This window comes from Syntrophomonas wolfei subsp. wolfei str. Goettingen G311, from assembly GCF_000014725.1.
GTDB classification, from domain to species: domain Bacteria; phylum Bacillota; class Syntrophomonadia; order Syntrophomonadales; family Syntrophomonadaceae; genus Syntrophomonas; species Syntrophomonas wolfei.
In genome coordinates this window covers 2,452,932-2,476,839 of sequence record NC_008346.1, presented here as the reverse complement: position 1 = coordinate 2,476,839, position 23,908 = coordinate 2,452,932, and the positions used below count along the sequence as shown (strand labels likewise).

Annotated in this window: 18 protein-coding genes; 15 read left to right on the top strand and 3 right to left on the bottom strand. The window is 46.3% G+C overall.

Annotated elements, in window-relative coordinates; all coding sequences use genetic code 11:
- Positions 1–190 precede the first annotated feature (190 nt).
- Positions 191–2,161 (top strand): methyl-accepting chemotaxis protein, encoded by a 1,971-nt coding sequence (locus SWOL_RS11120; protein ID WP_011641533.1) that lies wholly within the window; start codon positions 191–193, stop codon positions 2,159–2,161.
- Between the two features lie 97 nt (positions 2,162–2,258).
- Here the strand turns inward: SWOL_RS11120 and SWOL_RS14445 are convergent, their stop codons facing one another.
- Positions 2,259–2,420: a hypothetical protein gene (locus tag SWOL_RS14445; RefSeq protein ID WP_155814225.1), complete on the bottom strand. Its 162-nt coding sequence runs from the start codon at positions 2,418–2,420 to the stop codon at positions 2,259–2,261.
- Between the two features lie 241 nt (positions 2,421–2,661).
- Positions 2,662–3,756, bottom strand: a complete 1,095-nt coding sequence (locus SWOL_RS11115; protein WP_011641532.1) for an HD-GYP domain-containing protein — start codon at positions 3,754–3,756, stop codon at positions 2,662–2,664.
- A 324-nt stretch (positions 3,757–4,080) separates the two neighbouring features.
- On the opposite strand from SWOL_RS11115, the gene SWOL_RS11110 reads away from it, so the two are divergent.
- The 13 genes from SWOL_RS11110 to SWOL_RS11050 all read left to right on the top strand — a co-directional run bounded on the left by SWOL_RS11110 (position 4,081) and on the right by SWOL_RS11050 (position 21,759).
- A complete protein-coding gene (locus SWOL_RS11110; RefSeq protein WP_011641531.1) occupies positions 4,081–6,084 on the top strand; it encodes a hypothetical protein in 2,004 nt (667 codons plus the stop codon).
- Positions 6,085–6,940: 856 nt separating this feature from the next.
- Complete coding sequence (gene ilvE, locus SWOL_RS11105) at positions 6,941–7,819, top strand: branched-chain-amino-acid transaminase (RefSeq protein ID WP_011641530.1); 879 nt, start codon at positions 6,941–6,943, stop codon at positions 7,817–7,819.
- A 184-nt stretch (positions 7,820–8,003) separates the two neighbouring features.
- Positions 8,004–9,665: a dihydroxy-acid dehydratase gene (gene ilvD, locus SWOL_RS11100; RefSeq protein WP_011641529.1), complete on the top strand. Its 1,662-nt coding sequence runs from the start codon at positions 8,004–8,006 to the stop codon at positions 9,663–9,665.
- A 204-nt stretch (positions 9,666–9,869) separates the two neighbouring features.
- Positions 9,870–11,558, top strand: a complete 1,689-nt coding sequence (ilvB, locus tag SWOL_RS11095) for a biosynthetic-type acetolactate synthase large subunit (RefSeq protein ID WP_011641528.1) — start codon at positions 9,870–9,872, stop codon at positions 11,556–11,558.
- 2 nt (positions 11,559–11,560) lie between these two features.
- Positions 11,561–12,043: an acetolactate synthase small subunit gene (gene ilvN, locus SWOL_RS11090; protein WP_011641527.1), complete on the top strand. Its 483-nt coding sequence runs from the start codon at positions 11,561–11,563 to the stop codon at positions 12,041–12,043.
- Between the two features lie 302 nt (positions 12,044–12,345).
- Positions 12,346–13,359, top strand: coding sequence for a ketol-acid reductoisomerase (ilvC, locus tag SWOL_RS11085; protein WP_011641526.1), 1,014 nt, complete (start codon positions 12,346–12,348; stop codon positions 13,357–13,359).
- 102 nt (positions 13,360–13,461) lie between these two features.
- Positions 13,462–14,991, top strand: a complete 1,530-nt coding sequence (locus SWOL_RS11080; protein WP_011641525.1) for a 2-isopropylmalate synthase — start codon at positions 13,462–13,464, stop codon at positions 14,989–14,991.
- A 26-nt stretch (positions 14,992–15,017) separates the two neighbouring features.
- Entirely contained in the window at positions 15,018–16,277 is a 1,260-nt protein-coding gene (leuC, locus tag SWOL_RS11075) for a 3-isopropylmalate dehydratase large subunit (protein ID WP_011641524.1), read from the top strand.
- Positions 16,278–16,441: 164 nt separating this feature from the next.
- Complete coding sequence (gene leuD, locus SWOL_RS11070) at positions 16,442–16,933, top strand: 3-isopropylmalate dehydratase small subunit (protein WP_011641523.1); 492 nt, start codon at positions 16,442–16,444, stop codon at positions 16,931–16,933.
- A gap of 35 nt (positions 16,934–16,968) precedes the next feature.
- Positions 16,969–18,045 (top strand): 3-isopropylmalate dehydrogenase, encoded by a 1,077-nt coding sequence (leuB, locus tag SWOL_RS11065; protein ID WP_011641522.1) that lies wholly within the window; start codon positions 16,969–16,971, stop codon positions 18,043–18,045.
- 213 nt (positions 18,046–18,258) lie between these two features.
- On the top strand, positions 18,259–19,824 hold the full coding sequence (gene cimA / locus SWOL_RS11060; protein WP_011641521.1) for a citramalate synthase: 1,566 nt from the start codon (positions 18,259–18,261) through the stop codon (positions 19,822–19,824).
- A gap of 203 nt (positions 19,825–20,027) precedes the next feature.
- Complete coding sequence (locus SWOL_RS11055) at positions 20,028–20,342, top strand: hypothetical protein (RefSeq protein ID WP_011641520.1); 315 nt, start codon at positions 20,028–20,030, stop codon at positions 20,340–20,342.
- 385 nt (positions 20,343–20,727) lie between these two features.
- Positions 20,728–21,759, top strand: coding sequence for a nucleotidyltransferase family protein (locus SWOL_RS11050; protein WP_011641519.1), 1,032 nt, complete (start codon positions 20,728–20,730; stop codon positions 21,757–21,759).
- Between the two features lie 146 nt (positions 21,760–21,905).
- On the opposite strand, the gene SWOL_RS11045 is transcribed toward SWOL_RS11050, so the two are convergent.
- Positions 21,906–22,463 (bottom strand): hypothetical protein, encoded by a 558-nt coding sequence (locus tag SWOL_RS11045; RefSeq protein WP_011641518.1) that lies wholly within the window; start codon positions 22,461–22,463, stop codon positions 21,906–21,908.
- 179 nt (positions 22,464–22,642) lie between these two features.
- Here SWOL_RS11045 and SWOL_RS11040 point away from each other — a divergent pair, with 179 nt between their 5' ends.
- Positions 22,643–23,890 (top strand): BaiN/RdsA family NAD(P)/FAD-dependent oxidoreductase, encoded by a 1,248-nt coding sequence (locus SWOL_RS11040; protein ID WP_011641517.1) that lies wholly within the window; start codon positions 22,643–22,645, stop codon positions 23,888–23,890.
- Positions 23,891–23,908 lie beyond the last annotated feature (18 nt).

Here is a 23,908-nt window from a genome sequence, read left to right as displayed (position 1 = left end):
GTTTCTATTAAAAAAGGAATTATTGAGCACTCTGTCGAATAAAGCTGTAATTTTAAAGAGAGGAAAATCAGAAGTCGATATTTTAATATAGCTGTCTATTATATAGAGAAAGACAAAAAGCGGGGGAAAGAATAATTTAAAAAGGGGTGAGAGAAAAAGTTTTATAGAAAGATAAAAAGGGGTGGGGGAATTGAAATTTACGCAAAGTCTGAAATTCAACTTTCTGCTTTGGATCCTGGGAGCTTTTTTTCTAGCCTCTATCGGACAAAGCCTGGTTTCCTACTGGAGCGGAAAGGATATATTGATCCAGCAGATCCAGGAAAATTGTACCCAAATAGCTGATGCTACGGGTGATGAAATAGATGCCTGGATAGCGGGGAAATTCAGCGAAATGAGTACCCTGGCCAAGCTGGATGAGGTGCGGAACCTGGACGCAGAGCGTTTACCCGCTCTCTTGAGCGGCTTGATGTCGGCTGACCATGATAATCTCTATGTGGTCTGGCCGGATGGTACGGTAGTAGGTGATACAGGTCTCCAGGACTTCAAGCTGGATGAGCGCAACTATTTCAAACTGGCCATGGCGGGAAAGGCCAATATCGATACCCCGGTAATATCCAAGGCTACCGGTAATCTGGTGGCTCCCATTGCCGTTCCCATTTACCAGGGAGACAAGGTAGTGGGGGTTCTGGGTGCAACCATCAAGGCAGAGAAGATAACAGAGATTACTTCCGATGTAAAGGTGGGAGAAACCGGCTATGCCTATTTGATAAACCAGGATACAACTTTTGTGGCTCATCCCAAGAAAGACTATATACTGCAAAAGAAGCTCTCCGATGATGCCGAGGGAATGGAGGATGTAATCAAGCGGATGACCGCTCTGGAGACGGGAATAGCTGAATATGAATACGATGGTGAAGTCAAGTATATGGCCTATGATCCGGTACATTTAGCCGGGTGGTCCCTGGCGGTTACGGTTCCGGTCTCTGAGGTCACCCAGCCTCTGGACGCCATGCTGCACAAGATGATTATGGTAACAATAGTTACCTTGCTGTTGTTGAGCATTATTATCTGGTTTGTTACTGGCCGCTTGACCAAACCCATACTGGGGATGGTGGATATTACCACGCGCCTATCCCAGAGGGATCTGACTCAAGAAATTGAGAGCAGGAATCGTTCGGAGATAGGGCTTTTGATGAACTCGCTGCGGGATATGAATGAGAATCTGAACACAGTACTCAAGCAAATGGCGGGTAGCTCGGAGCGCCTGGCCAGTGTATCCGAGGATCTGATGCAAACAGCTCGGCAAACGGGGCAGGCTTCGGAACAGGTCAGCGCCAGTGCCGAAGAGGTAGCCCGAGCAGCCACGGCTGAGGCCGAGGACGCCCAAAAGACCAGTGAACTGGTACAGCAGGTGGGGATGGCTATGCAGAATGTGGGAAGCACTACCGAGGCCATTTCCAGCCAATCTCTCAACTTCAAGAGTATTGTGGGACGGGTTACGGGCTTGATGTTGCGCCAAAAGGATGAAATGGCTCTTACCGTTAACAGCACTGTAAATGTAGCCGGGGTAATTGAGGAACTGAGCAATAAAACTCAGGAAATCGGGGAAATAATTAATGTAATAAACAATATTGCCGGTCAGACTAATTTACTGGCCCTTAATGCTGCTATTGAGGCGGCCCGGGCTGGTGAAGCCGGGCGTGGCTTTGCCGTAGTGGCAGAGGAAGTGCGCAAGCTGGCGGAGGAGACCGGCAGCGCCACTTTGAATATAGCGACCATCATAAACGAGGTTCAGGCCGGGGTGGAACGGGCAGTAACTGAAGTTGACAAGGTGGAGAAGCAAGTACGGGAACAGGGAGTATCACTGGGAGAAAGTGTGGATTCTTTCCGGGAAATTGAGCAGGGAGCAGTAGAAATAGACAACGCAATTCAGGATATATCCGCTACTTTTGAAGAACTCCTAGCTTCAGCCGATGAAATGACTCAGGCCATTGAGAATATCTCGGCTGCTACTGAGGAATCAGCGGCATCTGCTGAAGAAGTCACCGCCATCAGCCAGAATCAGCTAGCTGCCGTACAAAATATTGTCGCTGTCAGCCAGGAATTGGACAAACTGGCCGTAGAACTTAAAAAAGTTACCGATACGTTTAAACTGAAATAAAGGGTATATCGCGGGGACGGTTTGTCCCCGCTCACCACTCGAACCAATCTCAAAAAAAAGTCCACCGTATGGTGAACTATTTTATTCAAGGAGGTAGTTAATCCATAGGGCCTCCTTCCCAGTATTGCCTGATTTTGCGGAGAGCATATCCCCCGAAAAAAAGTCCATTTAAAAAGGCAATGGGAATAGCCATAGCTCCAAACCAGTGAAATTTTTGCCGCATATCTTCTTTTCCATCGCTTGTTCTATATCTAGTCACATCTATCCCTCCTTTAAGAATATTTTGAGCGAAAGAGCTGAGAATTATTTAGGTTATTATTCTCATCTCTTGCTCATCAAGGAAGGAAATACTTTGAACCCCAAAAGATATAGAAGAGTACCGCCAATCAGCAAAATTAATAAAAGACTTATAATTTTCACAAACATTTTCATCACCTTAAAATAATTTGTGATGAAACAGAAAAATTTATTCAATTCGATTTGCTGGCGGAGCACTTAAGCTAGAGGTTCTTTTTAAGTTCCTTTATCTGTCTTTCTGAAAGCACATTCTTAACCACAAGGGCAGAATTTTTCGAAAGGTCGAGCTCATAAGGAGTAAGCAATCTCCAGTTCCGGTCATAGAGCACTCTTACTACGGGTTGGGCTGGAGTCTTGCGGTTGATGTCGATTACCGCACCAAGTTCACCGGTATTGAGTTCTAGTAGGCATCCCAGAGGGTATACTGCAATATTATTTAGAAAAGCCTTAACACATTGCGGATCTAGAAAAAGGCCCGTCATTCGTTTAAGGATACTTATAGCCTGGGTAACCGAATAGGCCGGACGATAAGGCCGGTCAGCTACCAGGGCATCATAGACATCAGCTACAGCTACTATCCGAGCATATTCGTGTATCTCTTCACCGGATAGTTGACGAGGATATCCCTGGCCATCCCAGCGCTCATGATGTTGAAAGGCGATGTGAGCAGAAAGAAGGGAAAGCCCACTATGTTGCCTGAGAATGTCAAACCCGGCCTTAGAATGTTGTTTAATTTCGGTAAACTCTTCCGGGCTCAGGTCATCGGGTTTATTGAGAATATTTTTGTCTATCTTTATTTTGCCTATATCATGAAGCAAGGCGCCTACACCCAATTCCTTGAGCTGGCTTCGTTCATAATTCAGACTAACGCCACTCATTATCGAAAGAACACCTACATTTACCGAATGAGCATAAGTATAATCATCAAATGAACGAATATCGGTTAAACTGACCAGGGTATTGGGGTTAGCTATTATTTCGTCAATTATTTCGTCTACGGTGTTTTTTACAGCATGCAAATTAAGTTGGTGTTTCTTTTCCAGCAAATTAAAGCTTTCCTTGAGAGTTCTTATTGCTTTTAAACGAGTCTTTTCAGAAATTATATCGCTTACGGCATCTGATTCATCAAAAAGCTCATCTCGTATATAAACTGACATAACTCCTGCCTTTTGCAAGCCATGGATATATTTCTCGTTGAGTTCTACTCCAGCGTGTAAAAGCACCCTTTCTTCACTGTTAAATATGGCTCGTGCTACTATCATTCCCGGATCCAATTCATATATAGAAACCCTGCGCATAAAAATTCACCTGTTTTAATAATTTACCTTGTAAGGAGCATACCAGTGCCTGTAAGTAGAAGTTCGTAAGCTGCATCTGGGAAATAAAATAAAAGTCAGATTTATGTAAATATATCATATATGCAGCTAAACCGGGTATTGGATAATTCGACTTTTTTAAAAGACTTCCTGCTCATATCCTAAATATTAAACAATTATTATAGTTTGCCAGAATGCGGTATTTAAGTAAAGCTCAATTTTTACCCACTATCGGGCATTTATTCTTATTTGCGATGAAGAGAGTAAAATGATAAATTACTAGTAAAAGCAAAACAGAGGAGAAACATGAAAAAGAAAAGACAAGTAGCTTTTCCCAGGGCCATATTAAAAAACTTGGCAGATGAGATAAAAAAAATGGCAGGCAGTAATGAAGGACGGCTCTTTATTCTGGAAATGGTCGAAGAAATCCCTTACGATATTCGCGCTCAGGTTATTGAAGGCTTGTCAGCTTTTTATGAAGATGAGATAGTGGAATTCTTTCAGCTGTTAAAAGCGGAATACGGTAGTGAAATGGAATCTCTATGTGCTCGAGCTTTAGAAAAATTCAGCATGGCTGGCCTGGACATTAGTTCACCTATATTTTTCCAAGGATCCTTATTAAAAGCTTACGCCACTTGCAGCCGCCATACCGGAAGGCTGAGCCTTGATATTGCCTGGAAAGCTTCTGGAAAAGGGGTTCATGTTGAGTCTTTTTACCTGACCTTTAATGCGGATGGCTTACACAGTTTTTTCCTGGTGGAAAATATGCCCCTGGCCCAGTTTGAGCATGACCGCCAGGTTTTGGGAGAGATGGTGGAATTAAGTTTTGACGAGGCTTCTCTCTTAATCTCGCAGGCCTTTGCTTTAAATCTTCGTCATATGAGTCGACCTTCGGTTGGTAGATTCTTATACCAAAAATACTTGAGTCATAGCACCACAATCAGTGAAATTCAGGAAAGAGAACTTTTGCATAGAATATCCCCCCGGCTCACACCACGACAACTGGTAAACAGCTTCTTTTATGCTTTGAAATATCAAGATTTAAGCTATATTCTATCCTTGATAAGTACCAGCCATACCCCTCAAGCTTTACAGCAATTTGATGGTTTTTTAAAGCTGGGGAAAACACTATTGGAAGGGCAGGTTGAGGAGGTTTACGCTTCCGGCAAACATGCCAGAGTAATCGCTTCTTCTCTTGGTCTAAAGGATCATGAACTAGAGCAGCATTCCTATTGTTTTTATTTAGTAAAAGTAGAATCAGGCCACTGGTCTATTGTAGATATTCAAAGCTTGCCGTCTCAGGCAAAAACCAGGACCAACCTTACCAATCCCCTCGAAGCCAATGTCTTTTGCCGGGTATACGAAATAACGGACATGGACGAGTTTTTCCTGGTTCTCGACAAAATAGACAACATAAGGGAGATGGAAGAGCTTCCTTATGGCATTCATATGCGACTAACCTGTTTTGAAGACAATTTTAACCATGGGGTATCTTTTTTTACCGGGGTAATTGCAGACATGATAATTAATGGTGATGAGTTTGTCGTCATATCCCGCGAACAATCAACTGTAGCGGAAATCCATAAGCTCTTTATTTCTCTCTCGGGCATTCCGGTTATTTATCGCGGAGAGTATGAAGTCAGCCTCTTAAAAGCTTACCGCTATCTGGGTGGTAATTATGTTTACTTTGAAGATGTTTTAGTTGATCAAGAGGGTGAACAGGTATTTGATGACGGTATGCGTTTCATCAGTGCTCGCTACCTGGTAAAGGATTACAAGAAGGTTTGGCAGAGAATGGGAGAATTATCTCTGGTAGAAATTGAGACAACGGTTGATTACCGGGTTTATTACCAGTTGGAAGATCGAAACGGTGCCCCGGCGTTTTTCGCTGAGTATATTTTGGGTCCAAACTGGTTAAGCATTTCTGCGTTTGGTGAGCTTGATCTCAACCAAGCCCGGCAAAGCTTAGAAAAAGAGATTTATGAATACCTGGAGTATGATGGTATGGAACTGAAAACAGAAGGTTTCTTCGACATCTTGAGCAGTGAGATTAGCAGGGAAAATCCCGGCTTAGAAAAGGCCTTGAAAGAAATGTACCTTAATAAGTGGTATAATTCCCATCTATCTACCTTAAGTGGAATGAGTCCATCTGAAGCTTCTCAGAGCGAAGAGGGCAAAAGATTACTGTGGACCATGTTCAAGAAAATAGGACAGCGAGAGAAGAAAGGCCTGGTGCCTGGCCAACAAAAAAGAATTAACCTGAAGGAATATATGCGCAAAGTTGAGCAAGGGAAAGAAGGGAAAATTTAAACAGCATATTGACAGCATCTAATACTTTCAATATACTTTTAAGCATCGGGAGAAACTGCGGAGCAGTTTCAACATACCGCTGCAACCAGGCGGGGGATTAGAACCCGCCGCCTGTTTTCTAAATTAGAACCCGACCGCTTAAAGAAGCACCCTGCGGGCACAACTGATGTTCGCTTCGCTCACTATTAAGGATGCGGGGGACATATTTGCCTCGTTATAGATAATTAAATATTTGCAAATAGGCAATGAAGGGAACGGACATATGAAATCACTTGATGAAAGAGAGCCGGGCAAGGTGAGAGCCGGTACAAAATTTCATGTGGTGCTCATCCCGGAGTCGCTATCTGAAAGGCCATGAGCTCAGTAGGTGTTGCCGGATAAAGGTGTCCGTTAAAAACCTGGCATTATTAGGATTAATATGCTGCAAGAGGCCACATCCCCCGATGTGGCAAGCAGGGTGGTACCGCGGGAAGCTCCCTCTCGTCCCTGGTGGGGAAGAGAGGGTATTTTTGTATTCTTTTTTAAATCTGACTAACCCCCCCATGGCGCGGGGGCATTGTTTTTATCTTTTGTAATCTTTGACTCTACTGCAAAAACCCCTTTTTATTGCATAGGGTTGCATAAATATGCAAAGCGAGCGTTGGCAAAGCATGGATGCTTCACCCTTCGGGTACCCCTTGAGCCGCGAGACGAGCCGTTGGTGTTGCCCATGCGTAGCGCCCTGTCGGGCACAACTGATGCTCCCTGCGGTCGCTATTAAGGACGCTGGAGCGGAATATTTATGCAAGCAAATGCAAAATTATTATTTTTTGCAGCGGAATCAATCTTTAAATAAAAATAAATAGGAGTGTTGGTGATGGGATTAAAGATTTACCTCGATGGAAAGTTTGTGGATGAGGAGGAGGCCAAGGTATCGGTTTTTGACCACGGTTTTCTTTATGGTGACGGCGTATTTGAAGGAATCAGGGCCTATCATAACAGTGTATTCCGCTTAAAGGATCATGTTGATCGCCTTTATGATTCAGCCAAAGCCGTAAATATGGAGATTCCGGTGAACAAGGAACAAATGTCGGAAATAATCCTAGAAAGCTGCCGCCAAAACGACTTAAAGGATGCTTATATCCGGGTGGTTGTTTCCCGGGGCAAAGGCGACCTGGGTCTTGATCCCCGTAAGTGCTCGGTCCCCACGGTCGTATGTATTGCGTCTTCGATAAGCATCTATCCGGAGGAGATGTATGAGAAGGGTCTGGATGTCATTACCGTACCTACCCGCCGGAATGGCCCGGAAGGGGTTAATCCGCGTATCAAATCACTAAATTATCTTAATAATATTATGGCCAAAATAGAAGCCAATATGGCGGGTGTGCCTGAGGCCATTCTGCTTAACCAGGAAGGCTATGTAGCTGAATGTACTGGAGATAATATTTTTATGGTAAAAAACGGGATACTTAAAACCCCGGCCATTCATCTGGGCCTCTTGGAAGGAGTAACCCGCAACGAAGTAATTGCTATAGCCCGAAAAGAAGGTATTGATGTGCAGGAAACCACCTTTACCCGCTATGACCTTTTTGTAGCGGATGAGGTATTTTTGACCGGTACGGCTGCGGAGTTGATTCCCGTAGTAAAAGTAGATGACAGAGTAATAGCTGATGGTAAACCGGGACCGATATTCCATAAACTACTGCAGCAGTTTAGAGAAATCGTTAAAGAACCTGAAGCCTTGATCTTTAAATAAGCATGATACGGTTCGGGGTTGTTTCATAAATAAGTTTCTGCCGGCCCTGAATTTTATTCACTGATGTAATGGCAAACTACTTTTTATGGCATAAGGATTGCAAAATACTAATAGTTTCTTTGCAGTATAATAATTTACTGCACTATCACCAGTTTTATGTAAGCCTTTTGAGGAGGATTAAAGCATGAAAAGCGACAAGGTGAAAAAAGGTCTGGAAAAAGCACCCCATCGTTCACTTTTCAAAGCTCTGGGCTTGACTGACGAGGAGATAGATCGTCCCCTTGTAGGCATAGTCAATTCCCGGAATGAAATAGTACCCGGCCATATTAACCTGGATAAGATTGCGGAGGCGGTAAAAGCCGGTGTGCGTATAGCCGGGGGAACTCCGTTCGAGTTTCAGACCATTGGAGTTTGCGATGGTATTGCCATGAATCATATAGGGATGAAGTATTCCCTGGGCAGCCGGGAATTGATTGCTGATAGTGTGGAAGTAATGGCAACGGCGCACGCTTTTGATGCTCTGGTGTTTATCCCTAATTGCGATAAGATTGTTCCTGGTATGTTAATGGCGGCAGCCCGTTTAAATTTGCCCTCCGTTTTTGTTAGCGGCGGTCCCATGTTGGCAGGTACTATTAAAGGTAAAAAGCTAAGCCTAACCCAGCTTTTTGAGGGAGTAGGAGCAGTTGCCGCCGGACGCATGAGCCTGGAGGAACTCCAGGTAATGGAAGAATACGGCTGCCCCACCTGTGGCTCTTGTTCCGGCATGTTTACGGCCAATTCCATGAATTGTCTTACGGAAGCTCTGGGTATGGGTCTGCCGGGTAATGGAACTATACCGGCGGTATTTTCTGAGCGCATCCGGCTGGCCAAGCAAGCCGGTATGAAAGTAATGGAGCTCTGGGAAAAGAATATATGCCCCCTGGATATCATGACCCCGGAAGCGTTTCAGAACGCGATTCGTTTGGATATGGCCATAGGATGTTCCACTAATTCCGTATTGCACCTGCTGGCTATAGCAGCGGAAAGCGGGGTAAAGATAGATCTGGAGATGTTTAACCAATTGAGTGCAACTACCCCGCACCTCTGCAAGCTTAGCCCGGCCGGGGAGCATCATGTGGAGGATTTTTACCAGGCGGGTGGAATACAAGCCCTATTTAATGAGTTGGATAAAAAAGATTTGATAAACCGGGAATGTATTAGCGTAACCGGCCGCAGTATGGGCGAAAATTTTGCGAATTCACCAGTCCGTGATTATTCGGTAATTCGTCCCCTGCATGAGCCCTACAGTGAAAGCGGAGGACTGGCTATACTCTTCGGCAACCTGGCCCCGGAAGGAGCCGTAGTAAAGAAGGGGGCAGTAGCCCCGGAAATGATGGAGCACGAAGGGCCGGCCCGGGTATTTAACAGCGAGGAAGAAGCGGTGGAAGCCATACTGGACAACCGGATCAAAGCCGGTGATGTAATAGTTATCCGCTATGAAGGACCACAAGGGGGACCGGGGATGAGGGAAATGCTGACCCCAACCTCGGCTATAGCTGGAATGGGTTTGGATAAGGAAGTGGCCCTTATTACTGATGGCCGCTTTTCTGGAGCTACCCGGGGAGCTTCCATTGGCCATGTATCACCTGAAGCTGCTGCTGGAGGCTTGATAGCCCTGGTAGAGGAAGGAGACCTTATTCGAATAAATATTCCGGCCTGCCGGCTGGAACTCCTGGTAGATGAGAGAACTCTCGGGGAGAGGAAGCTACTCTGGAAAGTACCGGAGCCCCGAATAAAAACTGGATATATGAGGCGATATGCCAGGATGGTACAATCAGCCAGTACCGGGGCCGTATTTAAAAACTAACCCATTATAATTGGTAATAATAGCGGGCCATCGAAAGCCCGCTATTGTTTTATCCGATGACTAACTCGCTCTAAGACTCCCGCCTCTATAGTCGGGAGTAATAGCGACAAAGTTTCTGGATAAGTGCGACTAAGCTTCAGATGGAGTTAAAACTCCACCTGAAGCAAGTCTTACTTTATAGAAAATAAAGCGGAGGTGAGCTAGGTGAAATTAAAAGGAGCCGAGATTTTACTGCAGTGTTTGCAAAAGGAAGGAGTGGATACCGTATTTGGTTACCCGGGTGGAGCGGTCTTACCCATTTATGATGCCCTGTATAAATCAGAGATCAGGCACATCCTTTCCCGACATGAACAAGGAGCCGCCCATGCTGCTGATGGTTATGCCCGGGCAACTGGCCGGGTAGGTGTTTGCATAGCAACCTCAGGTCCGGGAGCAACCAATCTGGTTACCGGAATAGCTACTGCCTACATGGATTCGATCCCCCTGGTTTGTTTTACCGGACAGGTTGGAACCTCTTTAATCGGTAGAGATGCCTTTCAGGAGGCGGATATAACCGGTATAACCCTTCCTATAACGAAACATAATTACCTGGTGGAGAAGACGGAGGATCTAGCTCGGATAGTGAAGGAAGCCTTTTATATTGCCCGTACCAACCGGCCCGGTCCGGTGGTGGTTGACCTGCCTAAAGATGTAATGGAAAAGGAAATAGATTTTGAGTACCCGGAAGAAGCCATTAACATAAGGGGTTATCGCGTAGTAAAGGGATACAATTCCAACCAGGTGATTACCGCCGTAGACTATATTCAAAAAGCCCGCCGCCCGGTAATCTATGCTGGCGGAGGAGTTATTTCTTCGAATGCGGCGGAAGAGCTGAGAGAACTGGCGGAGAAAAGGAAAATACCGGTTACCACTACCTTAATGGGGATGGGGGGATTTCTCGGCAACAGCTATCTCTCTCTGGGGATGTTGGGCATGCACGGAACCCGTTACGCTAATTATGCCATTGGTGAGTGTGACCTGCTTATAGCGGTAGGGGTGCGCTTCGATGACCGGGTTACCGGTAAGATTGATACCTTTGCCCCCCATGCGCGGGTGATTCATATTGACATAGATGCTGCCGAAATTGGGAAAAATGTGGAGGTGGAAGTCCCCATCGTAGGGCAGGTCAAGGAAGTGCTGGCGGCTATAAACCAGCGGCTGGAAGCAATCGAATCGGAGGAATTAAACGAATGGCATGAAACCATCCACCGCTGGAAAGAGGAATATCCCTTACGCTATGGGGATTCCTCTGAAGGAAGGATAATGCCCCAGCATGTAATCGAAGAAGTCTATTCTCTAACCCAGGGGGAGGCCATTATCTGTACCGAGGTAGGGCAGAACCAGATGTGGGCCGCCCAGTATTATCACTATAAGCATCCCCGCAGTTTTTTAAGTTCCGGGGGATTGGGTACCATGGGTTATGGATTCCCGGCCGCCATCGGCGCCAAAATTGCCTGTCCCGAGCTGCCGGTTGTAGATATCGCTGGTGATGGTAGCATTCAAATGAATATACAAGAATTAGGTACCGCAGTACAATACCGGCTTCCTATTATTATCTGTATTTTGAACAATCATTTCCTGGGTATGGTTAGACAGTGGCAGGGTTTATTTTATGGAGGGCGTTATTCCTATACTGATATGAGCCATCAACCGGACTTTGTAAAAATAGCTGAAGCTTACGGGGCCATAGGCCGGCGTATCAAAGAAGCGTCCCAGGTTAGGGAAGCCCTGGAGGAAGCCCTTAAAGTTAAGGATCGCCCGGTGGTTCTGGATTTCTGGGTAGAGAGAGAAGCTGATGTCTATCCCATGGTACCACCAGGTGGATCCCTTATGAATATGCTGGGGGGGGATTAATCATGAAGAAACATACCTTGGCGGTTACCGTAGAAAATCGTCCTGGGGTCCTAACCCGGGTCACCACCATGTTCCGCCGGAGAGGCTACAACATTGAGAGCCTGGCGGTGGGGGCTACAGAAAACCCAGCGATTTCCCGCATTACCATAGAAGTCACCGGAGATGACAGGATAATCGAACAAGTAACCAAGCAGTTGTATAAACTTATCGAAGTAATTAAAATAAACGATCTTACCGATGCCCGATCAGTTGACCGCGAACTGGTTTTAATCAAAGTTAAAGCCGACAACAGTGTCCGGGCTGAGATTGTACAGATAGTGGATATATTTCGAGCACGTATAGTAGACATTGGTCGGGATTCATTGATAATAGAAGTCACCGGAGATTCCAGAAAAATTGAAGCTATAGAGGATTCCCTCCGCGCTTTCGGTATAATCGAAATGGTGCGAACCGGCAAGATCGCCATGATTCGCGGAGGCAAGTAATTAAAAATTTATTCCACTGCAAAAAACCTTTTGATTCAGAAGGGTTGCATAAATATACAAAGCGAGCGTTGGCGAAGCATGGGATGCAACACCCGGCGAAGGCGAGCAGGCGAAAGGGGGCGAGCGACAGGATGTCGCGAGAGCGCTGCTGACCAGGACGGGAGATTAGCGCGGTACCCCTTGAGCTGCGAGACAAGCCGCAGGTGTTGCCCATGCGAAGACTGCGAGCGGTATATTTATACAAACCAATGAATATTATTAACTTTTTGCAGCAAAATCAAAATTTAAAGGAGGTTATATTAATGGCTAGAATGTTTTATGATGCAGATGCCAATCTGGAGAATCTGAAGGGAAAGACCATAGCAGTTATGGGATTTGGTTCCCAGGGACACGCCCAGGCCCAGAACCTTAAAGAGAGTGGACTTAATGTCATAGTGGGCCTTAGGAAACCTTTTGACGAAGCCAGCGAAAAAGAATGGAATGCCGTAATCGCCGCCGGAATAACCCCGATGAGTGTGGCGGAAGCGGCGGAAGCTGCGGATGTAATCCAGATACTGCTCCCGGATGAAGTGCAGGCCCGGGTCTATAATGCGGAAATCAAGCCTTACCTTAAAGCAGGAAATGCCCTGGGCTTTTCCCACGGATTTAATATTCACTTTGGACAGATTGTACCCCCGGCTTTTGTGGATGTATTTATGGTAGCCCCCAAAAGCCCCGGGCACCTGGTACGCCGTATGTATGTAAAAGGGGCCGGAGTTCCCGGACTGGTAGCAGTGCAGCAGGATTATAGCGGAAAAGCAAAAGACCTGGCTCTGGCCTATGCTTGCGGCATTGGCTGTACCCGAGCCGGAGTAATTGAAACCAGTTTCCAGGAAGAAACCGAGACCGATCTGTTTGGTGAACAATGCGTTCTCTGCGGCGGGGTAACTGAACTGGTAAAAGCCGGATTTGAGACCCTGGTGGAAGCGGGTTACCAACCGGAAATTGCCTATTTTGAGTGCATGCACGAGCTTAAGCTTATTGTGGATTTGATGTATGAAGGCGGTATGAGCTATATGCGTTATTCCATCAGCGATACCGCTGAGTGGGGGGATTATACCAAGGGACCGGAAATTATCGGGGAAGAAGCAAGATACGCCATGTATGAAGCCTTACAGGACATTCAGGATGGCAGTTTTGCCAAGGGTTGGCTGCTGGAGAACATGGTGGGTCGTCCTCGTTTCAATGCCCTGAAAAGACAAAACCGGGAACACTTGATTGAAGAAGTCGGAGCCGAGCTGCGGGGTATGATGCCCTGGCTGAAAGAGACTAAATAGAAAGCTTAGACAGCGAGGACGGAAGGCGGAAGACGGAAGACGGATTCGCTTTTCGTCTATGGCCCCTGGGCAGGGGTTAGTGTAAATATGGAGGAGTTATGGATGGGAGATAAAAAGAGGATATATCTTTTCGATACCACCTTGAGGGATGGAGAGCAATCTCCCGGGGTTAGCCTCAATGTGGAAGAAAAGCTGGAAATTGCCGGGCAATTGGCCCGCCTGGGGGTCGATGTAATCGAAGCCGGTTTCCCCATTGCCTCTCCTGGCGACTTTGCAGCGGTAAAAACAATAGCGGAAAATATAAAAGGTCCGGTTATTGCTGGTTTATGCCGAGCCACCCGCGGTGATATTGACCGTACCTGGGAGGCAGTTAAAGGGGCCGAATCTCCCCGAATTCACACCTTTTTGGCTACTTCTGATATACATCTTAAATACAAGCTGCAGAAATCCCGCGAAGAGGTTCTGCTGCAGGCGGTGGAAGCAGTTAAATATGCCCGCAGGTTTTGCAGCGATGTAGAGTTTTCCGCGGAAGATGCCTCCCGTAGCGACCTGGACTTTTTGGCCCAGGTGATTGAAGCCGTAATCGAAGCCGGGGCCGGGGTAGTCAACCTTCCTGACACGGTAGGTTATGCGGTTCCGGAAGAATACGGTTACTTTATCCGCTCAGTAATGGAGCGGGTTCCCAATATAGACCGAGCTATTGTCAGCGTTCACTGTCACAATGACCTGGGCATGGCGGTGGCCAATTCCCTGGCCGCTATTTGTAATGGAGCCAGGCAGGTGGAGTGTGCCGTTAATGGTATCGGCGAGAGAGCCGGCAATGCCTCCCTGGAAGAAATCATAATGGCCCTTTACACCCGCCAAGCTTTTTATGATAAGGAAATCAACATAAATTACAATGAGATTTACCGTAGCAGCCGTTTAGTCAGCAGTCTCACCGGGATGGAAGTGCAGGCTAATAAGGCCATAGTGGGCAAGAATGCTTTTTTGCACGAATCTGGTATCCATCAAGATGGAGTTTTAAAAGAGCGTTCCACCTACGAGATAATGAGCCCGGAATTGATTGGCATAAGCAGCAGCAACCTGGTATTGGGCAAGCATTCAGGAAGGCATGCCTTTAAAGAACGGCTGGAAGAATTGGGTTACCGGCTGGGAGATGAGGAACTGGAAAAGGCCTTTTTGGATTTCAAAGAACTAGCTGATAAGAAAAAAGAGGTTACCAATGATGACCTGGAAGCCCTGGTAAAAGACAAGGTCTGGGCTATTCCCGAAAGGTTTACTCTTAATTACCTGCAGATTTGCAGCGGAACATCCATTGTGCCAACAGCTACGGTTAAACTGGCCATAGAAAAAATGGTTTTTGAGGCGGCATCCACCGGCGATGGACCGGTTGATGCCGCCTGCCATGCGGTGGATAAGATAACAGACATCTATGGCAAGATGCATGAGTTTAAAATAAACGCGGTCAGTAGTGGCAAGGACGCATTGGGGGAGGTAATATCTCGTATTGAGATAGGCGGCAAGATATACAATGGCCGGGGCCTCAGTACCGATATTATTGAAGCCAGTGTAAAATCATATATAAACGCTATCAATAAGTATTACTACGAGAAGCACCGGGCTATGGCTTGAATATTTACTTAAAGGATGTGTAAAACATGGGAATGACCATCAGTCAAAAGATCCTGGCCAGGCATGCCGGGCGTAAAATGCTGGAGCCCGGGGAACTAATAAATTGCCAGCTGGACCTGGTGCTGGGTAATGATGTAACCGCCCCGGTAGCTATCGCAGAATTTAAGAAATTGGGTATAGATAAGGTCTACGATCAGAGCCGGGTAGTACTGGTTCCCGATCATTTTACTCCCAACAAGGACATAAAGTCAGCGGAACAGTGTAAGATACTACGGGATTTTGCCCGCCAGTATGAGATAGAAAATTACTTTGAAATCGGCCAGATGGGAATAGAGCACTGCCTCTTGCCCGAACAGGGTCTGGTAGTTCCGGGTGACCTGATTATCGGGGCTGATTCCCACACCTGTACCTACGGAGCCCTGGGAGCCTTTGCTACCGGAGTGGGTTCTACCGATATGGCGGCGGGAATGGCTACCGGTGAAGCCTGGTTTAAGGTTCCCGAGAGTATTAAGTTTGTCTATTATGGCCACCTGCCCCGCTGGGTAGGAGGCAAAGACCTCATACTGCATACCATTGGTGATATTGGAGTTGATGGCGCCCGTTATATGTCTATGGAATTCACTGGTGAGGTTATACAGAATCTCTCTATGGATAACCGCTTTACCATGGCCAATATGGCCATAGAAGCCGGCGGCAAGAATGGCATCTTCGCTGCTGATGAGATTACCCTGGACTATGTTAAAAAGCGGGTTAAGCGGCCTTTTGAACTTTATCAATCCGACCCTGATGCCGTGTATTTCGATATCAAAGAATACGATGTATCTAAGCTGGAACCGGTGGTGGCTTTTCCCCATCTACCGGAGAATACCCGTCCGGTCACCGAGGCTACTCATGTAAGCCTGGATCAGGTGGTTATAGGTTCCTGTACCAATGGTCGAATTGAAGACATGGAAATTACCGCTTCCTTGCTGAAAGGGCAAAAGGTACACCCGGAGATAAGAGTGATTATTTTCCCCGGAACCCGGGAGATTTACCTGGAAGCCTTGCGCCGTGGCTATATTGAGACCTTTATAGAAGCGGGGGCTGTCGTCAGCACTCCTACCTGTGGACCCTGTCTGGGGGGGCATATGGGAATTCTGGCCCGGGGGGAAAAAGCCCTGGCTACCACCAATCGTAATTTTGTTGGGCGCATGGGCCACCCGGAGAGTGAAGTCTACCTGGCTAGCCCGGCGGTAGCAGCGGCCAGTGCTGTTAAGGGCAGAATTACTGCTCCCTGGGAGCTATAACGAGGAGGAAATATATCCCCCACTTCTTTAATCGTCCGGGCTTTAATCGTCCGGGCTAATAAAACAGGCAGCGGGCTTTTAATCCCCCGCTTCGTTGCAGCGGTGTATTGAAACTGTTTCGCAGTTTCTTCCGATGCTTAAACCAAGAAAGGGGTTTTTTCATTATGAAATACAGCGGCAAGGTGCACAAGTTTGGTGCCGATATAGATACTGATGCCATAATACCGGCACGCTACCTGAATACTTTTGATCCCCGGGAGCTGGCCCTACATTGTATGGAGGATGCTGATCCGGATTTTCCCCAGAAGGTAAAACCTGGAGATATCATCGTGGCCGACAAAAACTTCGGCTGCGGCAGTTCCCGCGAGCACGCACCCATAGCCATAAAGGGAGCTGGGGTATCCTGCGTAATTGCCAGTTCCTTTGCCCGCATCTTCTATCGCAATGCTATAAACATCGGGCTTCCCATACTGGAATGTGAGGCGGCGGTAGAGGGAATAAAAGCAGGAGATGAAGTGGAAATTGAGCTGGAAAGCGGGCATATTAAAAACTTGAGCAGCGGTAAGGAGTTTCAGGCCATGCCCTTCCCCGAATTCATGCAGGGGATTATGGCTAAAGGTGGCCTTATCAACTATGTGAAGGGAAAAGGGGTTTAATTATACAAAAGCAATGGAAGGATGGAGTTAATTTAATGTATAAGATAGCGGTATTGCCCGGAGATGGCATAGGGGTGGAAATCGTACCGGAAGCGCTTAAAGTATTGCAGGCCATAGCCCTGCGCTTTGGATATGAGTTTGAGTTTAATGAAGCCCTGATTGGCGGGGCGGCTTATGATGCCGTGGGGCATCCCCTGCCGGCGGAAACCCTGGATACCTGCCGCAACTCTGATGCCGTGTTGCTGGGGGCCATCGGTGGGCCAAAATGGGATAAACTCCCGGTACAGCTGCGTCCCGAAGTGGGAGCTCTCCTGCCCTTGCGCAAAGAACTGGGACTTTTCGCCAACCTCCGCCCCAGCGTACTGTTTCCCGGCTTGGTGCATGCCTCCACCCTCAAAGAAGAGGTTATCGATGGAGTAGACATCATGGTAATTCGAGAACTAACCGGAGGCCTGTATTTTGGGGAGAAAAAGAGGGAGCAAACCTCGGATGGAGGACAGAAGGCTACAGACATTCTAAGTTACTCCACTTTTGAGATTGAGCGGATTGTTCGCTTTGCTTACGAGGTGGCCCGCAAGCGTGGAAAAAAACTATGCTCGGTAGATAAAGCCAATGTTTTAGAGTCATCCCGATTATGGAGAGAAACGGTTAACAAACTGGCCCGGGATTATCCTGATGTGGAGACTAGCCATATGTATGTGGACAACTGCTCTATGCAACTGATTAGAAATCCGCGCCAGTTTGATGTTATTGTTACCGAGAATATGTTTGGTGACATACTAACAGATGAAGCATCTATGCTGACCGGTTCCATCGGTATGCTGCCCAGTGCTTCTATTGGTGGAGAAGTGGGCCTCTACGAACCCTCCCACGGCAGCGCCCCGGATATAGCCGGGCAAAAAAAGGCCAACCCGCTGGCCACCATTCTATCGGCAGCCATGATGTTGCGCTATTCTTTTGACCTGGAGGAAGAAGCCCGCTTGATAGAGCAGGCGGTTAGAACAGTAATGGAGGAGGGTTACCGTACCCCCGATTTGATGGAAGAAGGCAAAACTTTGCTGAATACGGAAGAAATAGGTGATTTGGTGGCAGCCAAGATTAGGATTCTTTAACAAGTGCTTATTTAAGAACATGCTTAACCATATAGGCATATGTTTAGACGGGTGAGCCGTGAGGAGTAAGTACTTAATATGACTCCACTGTAAAAACCCGCTTTTGTTGCATAAGGGTTGTATAAATATCCAAGCAAAATAATATTAATAATTTTTGCAATGAAATAAACTAGAAAATAGTATTAAGGAGGAAGGCCATTTGGGGATAAAAAGTTGGATGTGTTAATTTATGATACCACCCTGCGCGATGGTGCCCAGGGTGAAGGGTTATCGTTTTCCCTGGATGATAAACTCAAGATAGTAGAAAAACTTGATTATTTAGGTATTGCTTATATTGAAGGCGGTTGGCCGGGAAGCAATCCCAAAGACCTGGAATTCTTCAACCAGGTAAGGAATTTGGACTTAAAGCATGCGCGTATTACCGCTTTCGGCTCCACCCGCAAACCCGGGATTGGGGTCAAGCAGGATGCTAATCTCCAAGCCCTACAACAGGCGGGTGTTGCTACGGTCACTATCTTTGGCAAGGCCTGGGATTTTCATGTTTTGCGGGCTCTCGAAACTACTCTCGAAGAAAACCTGAATATGATCAGAGAAAGCATTTCCTATCTGAAAGAGCAGGGGATGGAAGTGTTTTTTGATGCCGAGCATTTCTTTGACGGCTATAAGAATAATGCAAATTACGCCTTGCAGGTTTTACAAGCTGCCCAGGAAGTTGGTGCCGGATACCTGGTTCTTTGTGATACCAATGGTGGAACCTTATCCTGGGAAATTGAGGAAATAATTAAAGAAGTACAGAAATATTCTCGGGTACCCCTAGGAATTCATGCTCATAACGATTCAGCTTCGGCAGTTGGTAATTCCCTTATAGCGGTAAGACAGGGCTGTTCCCAGGTCCAGGGAACCATTAACGGTTACGGGGAGAGGTGCGGCAATGCTGATCTTTGTTCCATCATTCCCAACCTGGAGTTAAAGATGGATAAAAGGGTGCTTCCTCCCGGGAATTTGAAACGACTGGCGGAAGTCTCTCATTATATTAGTGAAATAGCTAATATGCCTCATCATAACAACCAGCCTTTTGTAGGCTATGGAGCTTTTGCCCATAAAGGCGGAATACATGTTAATGCTCTTTTAAAGGATTCTCTGACCTATGAACACATTGATCCCGAGGAAGTTGGGAATCACCGGCGAGTTCTGGTTTCTGAACTGTCCGGCTTATCCAACCTGCTTTACAAGGCGCGGGAGCTGAATATTGATATAAACAATTATGACCATGAAACCCGCCGGGTGATAAAACAGATTAAAGAAATGGAAAGCCAGGGGCTGCAGTTTGAAGGCGCCGATGCCTCGCTGGAGCTCTTCCTGCGCAAGGCTTTTGGGCAGTATGAGGATTTCTTTCAACTTAAGAATCTTAAACTCATAATTGAAAAGAATGAAGACTCCCCCATAACCGCTGAAGCCATGGTCAAGCTGACTATTGGCGAGAAGACTTTCCACACTGCGGCAGAGGGCGATGGACCGGTCAATGCTTTGGATAATTCCTTGCGTAAGGCTATTACCGAAGTTTACCCGGAAATAGGCGAGATGCACCTGAGCGATTATAAAGTACGGGTCTTAAACGGCAATGAAGGTACGGCTGCGCGGGTTCGTGTACTTATCGAGTCCGCCGACCAGAAGAGCAAGTGGAGTACGGTAGGTGTTTCCGAGAACATAATTGAAGCCTCCTGGCAGGCCATAGTCGATAGTATTAATTACTTGCTATTTAAAAAACAAATAACTTGAATTAGCTAGTACTTATTCAAAATACTTAATACAAAAAAAGTTAATGTCGAAATTAATTCCTTTTTTCCCTAAAAAAATGATTGACTGATGTAGATGGCTAAATTAAAATGTTAAATGGTGCTGCATTGGTAATAATGGCATCGATTACAATATGTGTAAAGTGTAACGAGATGTAGAAAAAGACTGGGAGAAGGGGAAGGCAAATGAATAATTACAGCCCGGTAAAAAACTGCTACCGGGCGATACTCTCACTGGTTAATCATCTGGATGAATCTTGTAATGATAAGAATGCCATGAGGCAAATATATGAAGAGCTAAGTGAACTGGCTTTTTATATTATGGAAGATGATAGGGAAAGAATGATCAGGGGTATCGAACAGTTACAACATACTATTGGAGAGTTAAGGTGCCAGGAAAAAGCTAGAGAATATGATCGTTTTAAATTCATTACCGGGGAGATTAATACTCACCTTAACTATTTGCTAATTGATTATTGTACGAGGCCAAAAATAGTTTAGGACTTCTAATAGGAGTCCTATTCTTATTTTATGGCCTATGTTTTTTGTGCTATATTAGGTCAAAGAATAAATAAACAGTATTATAATGTTGACTGCAAAAACCCCTCTTGTTGCATAAGGGTTGCATAAATATACAAAGCGCTGGCGAAGCCTGATTCGGAACGACACGGGGGTCATCCCCTACACACCCTTCGGTCGCTTTTAATGTAGCACCCTGCACCCTTCGGGTACTCCTGGTGTTCCATCCTTCGGATGTCACTATTAAGGTTGCGGGTACCTGCTCCACCCTTCGGGTGTCGCTATTGAGGTAGCTGAGCGGTATAAATATGAACGCTAATGCATATTTATAGCTTTTGCAGTGACATCAGTGTTTGGAGAGAATGAAATGAAAGCAATGATTATGGCAGCAGGTGTTGGTTCCAGGCTTATGCCACTTACTAAAGATACACCCAAACCCATGGTTCCCATGACTAATCGGCCCTTGATGGAAAATATCGTGGAACTTCTGGGCCGGCACCATTTTAAAGAGGTAATTGCCAATCTTCATCATCAGGGAGAGTCTATCAGTGGATATTTTGACGATGGCCATGACTTTGGTTTAAAGCTGCTTTATTCGCCGGAAGAGGTACTACTGGGAACCGCCGGTGGGGTTAAAAAATGCGAATGGTTTCTGGATGAGACTTTTGTAGTAATAAGTGGTGATGCCTTGACCGATATGGACCTCAGCGAACTCTTAGCCCAACACCGTAAGAGAGGGGCTCTGGCCACCATAGCATTAAAAGAGGTGGAGAATGTTGAGCAGTTCGGTGTGGTTTTAACTGCTGAAGATGGCAGAATAAGCAGATTTCAGGAAAAGCCGGGCCGGGAAGAGGCTCTTAGCCATCAGGCTAATACAGGAATATATGTTTTTGAACCGGAAATATTTAAATATATCCCTGCGGCTCAATTCTATGATTTCGGTTGCCAGCTTTTTCCCCAACTGGTCGAAATGGGAGCGCCTTTTTACGCTGTTTCCACTCAGGATTATTGGTGTGATGTGGGTAATATCGAGACATACCGGCAGGCTAATGTAGATGTATTACAGGGACGAGTGGCGATGAAACCAGGCGGGATCGTTCTGGAGGATAAAGGGAAATCGCGTGTTTTGCTGGGTGAGGATGTTGAGCTAGGAGATGAGGTTAATTTTCTAGGTCATGTAGTAATTGGGCGGGGTTGTCGTATTGGTTCCGGTACAGTAATCAAGGATACTGTAATTTGGGAGCAAAGCGAAATTGGCCCAGCTTCTGTCCTAAAGGACTGTACAATAGGTCGGCAATGCAAGATAGGGTCTGGCACTATTGTCCATCCGGGAACGGTTATGGGCAGTGCTTGTAAAGTAACGGGGAATTCCATTTTAGGCCCCAGTGAGGGGTTATAAAATATACTAATGGAATATTGGGGCTGCAGACACAAAGGAAGAAACTAATGAGGGTGAAAGACATCGGCGGGCCGAGAGTGTTTTTCCTTCGAGCAATGCTAATAGCAGAGCTCAGTCTTTGACTGAGCTCTTGTAAATGTACGCTATTAATTACTGCTTAAAAGCTTTTGAAAACTATCATCCAGTTCCTTAATACTCTCCTGTTTTATCTGGGGCAAATCCTGGGGAGCTACCGGGGTCAGGGCAAATATTCTAAAACGGCCTTTTTCCTTAATCAGAATGGCTAGTTCCATACCGGAAGGCTTCCCATTCTCCTGGAAGCTGTAAACTACTATGGCACTATTGGCGCCTTCTTGAGTATATTCGGGCATAATATTAATAGAAATGTTTTCGGGAAGCTGGTTTTGGGATTCCATTTCGGCGATAGTCTGACTGGTATCTTTTTCGATACTATCTCTTTTTTCCAGTAATTGAACTGGGCTAAGATTGGCATATTGAGGAAGTAAGCGTACCGACCAGAAAACGCTGAGATTCTGGGATACAGATTCGAAATCGCGGCTAAAGTAGGCCTGGTAAAATTCTTTTACGGTTCTCTCCGGTTCTGGAGAATCAACATATGCTGCGTAATAATACATAGATCCGAGTATTAAAACAATAATAACAAGGATAGTTTTAGGGAAACTTGGGGAAGCTGGTTTTTCCAATATTCATATACCTCCAATCGCCTAATGGCTTGTACATAGTGTACTCATAAATGAATTGTAACAGATGGGAAAAACATAAACAAGGCGATTTAAGGGGTAACGGAGTGAGGGGTAAGGGGGCACGGGGGTCGTTCCCTACACACCCCATGAGATAAATTTGAAGGTTAGGGGGTTCTGCCTTGAAACAGGTTCTGGTAGTGGGAGGGGGAGCCGCCGGAATGATGGCGGCAGCAGTTGCTGCGGAATATGGTGCCCGGGCTTTCTTGCTGGAGAAGCAATCGAGGGTGGGGATGAAACTCTCGATTACTGGCAAGGGAAGATGCAACTTGACTTCAGCAGAAGAAGAACGCCAGCGTTTTATTGCGGGTTATGCCCGTAATGGCCAATTCCTCTTTACGGCTCTCAATGCTTTTTCCAACCTGGACTTGATTCGCTTTTTTCAAGAACATGGTCTGGACTGCAAGGTAGAAAGAGGCCAGCGGGTATTCCCTCAAAGCGATAGAGCCAGTGATGTGGTTCGGGTTCTATATAAGAATCTGGAGCAGCTGGGGGTTGATGTTAATAAATCACAGGGGGTAAAAGCGCTGCTGTTTCAGGATGGAAAGGCAATTGGAGTTCAGACCCAGAAGGGAAAGGTGCTGGCTGATGCCGTAATTATAGCCACCGGCGGAATGTCCTATCCCCGTACCGGTTCCACCGGCGATGGCTATAGATGGGCTGCTACTGCGGGCCATCACATAATTGAACCTCGACCCGGCCTGGTTCCTCTGGTGGTTGAAGAAAGCTGGGTTAGGGAATTACAGGGTTTAAGCCTGAGAAATGTGCGGGCCATAGCCTGGAGCAGTAAGGGTAAAAAGATAAATGAAGATTTTGGGGAAATGCTCTTCACTCACTTTGGGGTTTCTGGGCCTATAATATTAAGTATGAGCCGGGATATAGGTGAAGAGCTTTTGCGCCAGGAGAAGGTGAGGCTGGTTCTGGACCTTAAGCCGGCCTTGAACGAGGAAACATTGGATCAGCGCTTGCAGAGGGATTTGGCTCTATATTCCCGCCGACAATTTAGAAATTCGCTGGATGATCTCCTACCGCGCAAGCTTATCCCGTTAATGGTTCGACTCAGCGGAATTGATCCTCAGAAAGAAAGCAACCAGGTAAGCCGGCAGGAGAGAAAAAATTTGCTGCAGCTCTTAAAAGAATTTGAACTGACAGTGCTGGCAACCCGCCCGATTGATGAGGCTATCGTTACTGCCGGCGGTGTAGATGTCAAGGAGGTAGACCCTCGTACTATGCAATCGAGACTGGTAAAAGCTTTATTCTTTGCGGGAGAAATCCTGGATATTGATGGCTATACCGGGGGGTTTAATCTGCAAGCAGCCTTTTCTACCGGCTACCTGGCCGGGAAAAACGCTGCTTTACTTTATGGGTAGAGGATTGCCCATGCGTAG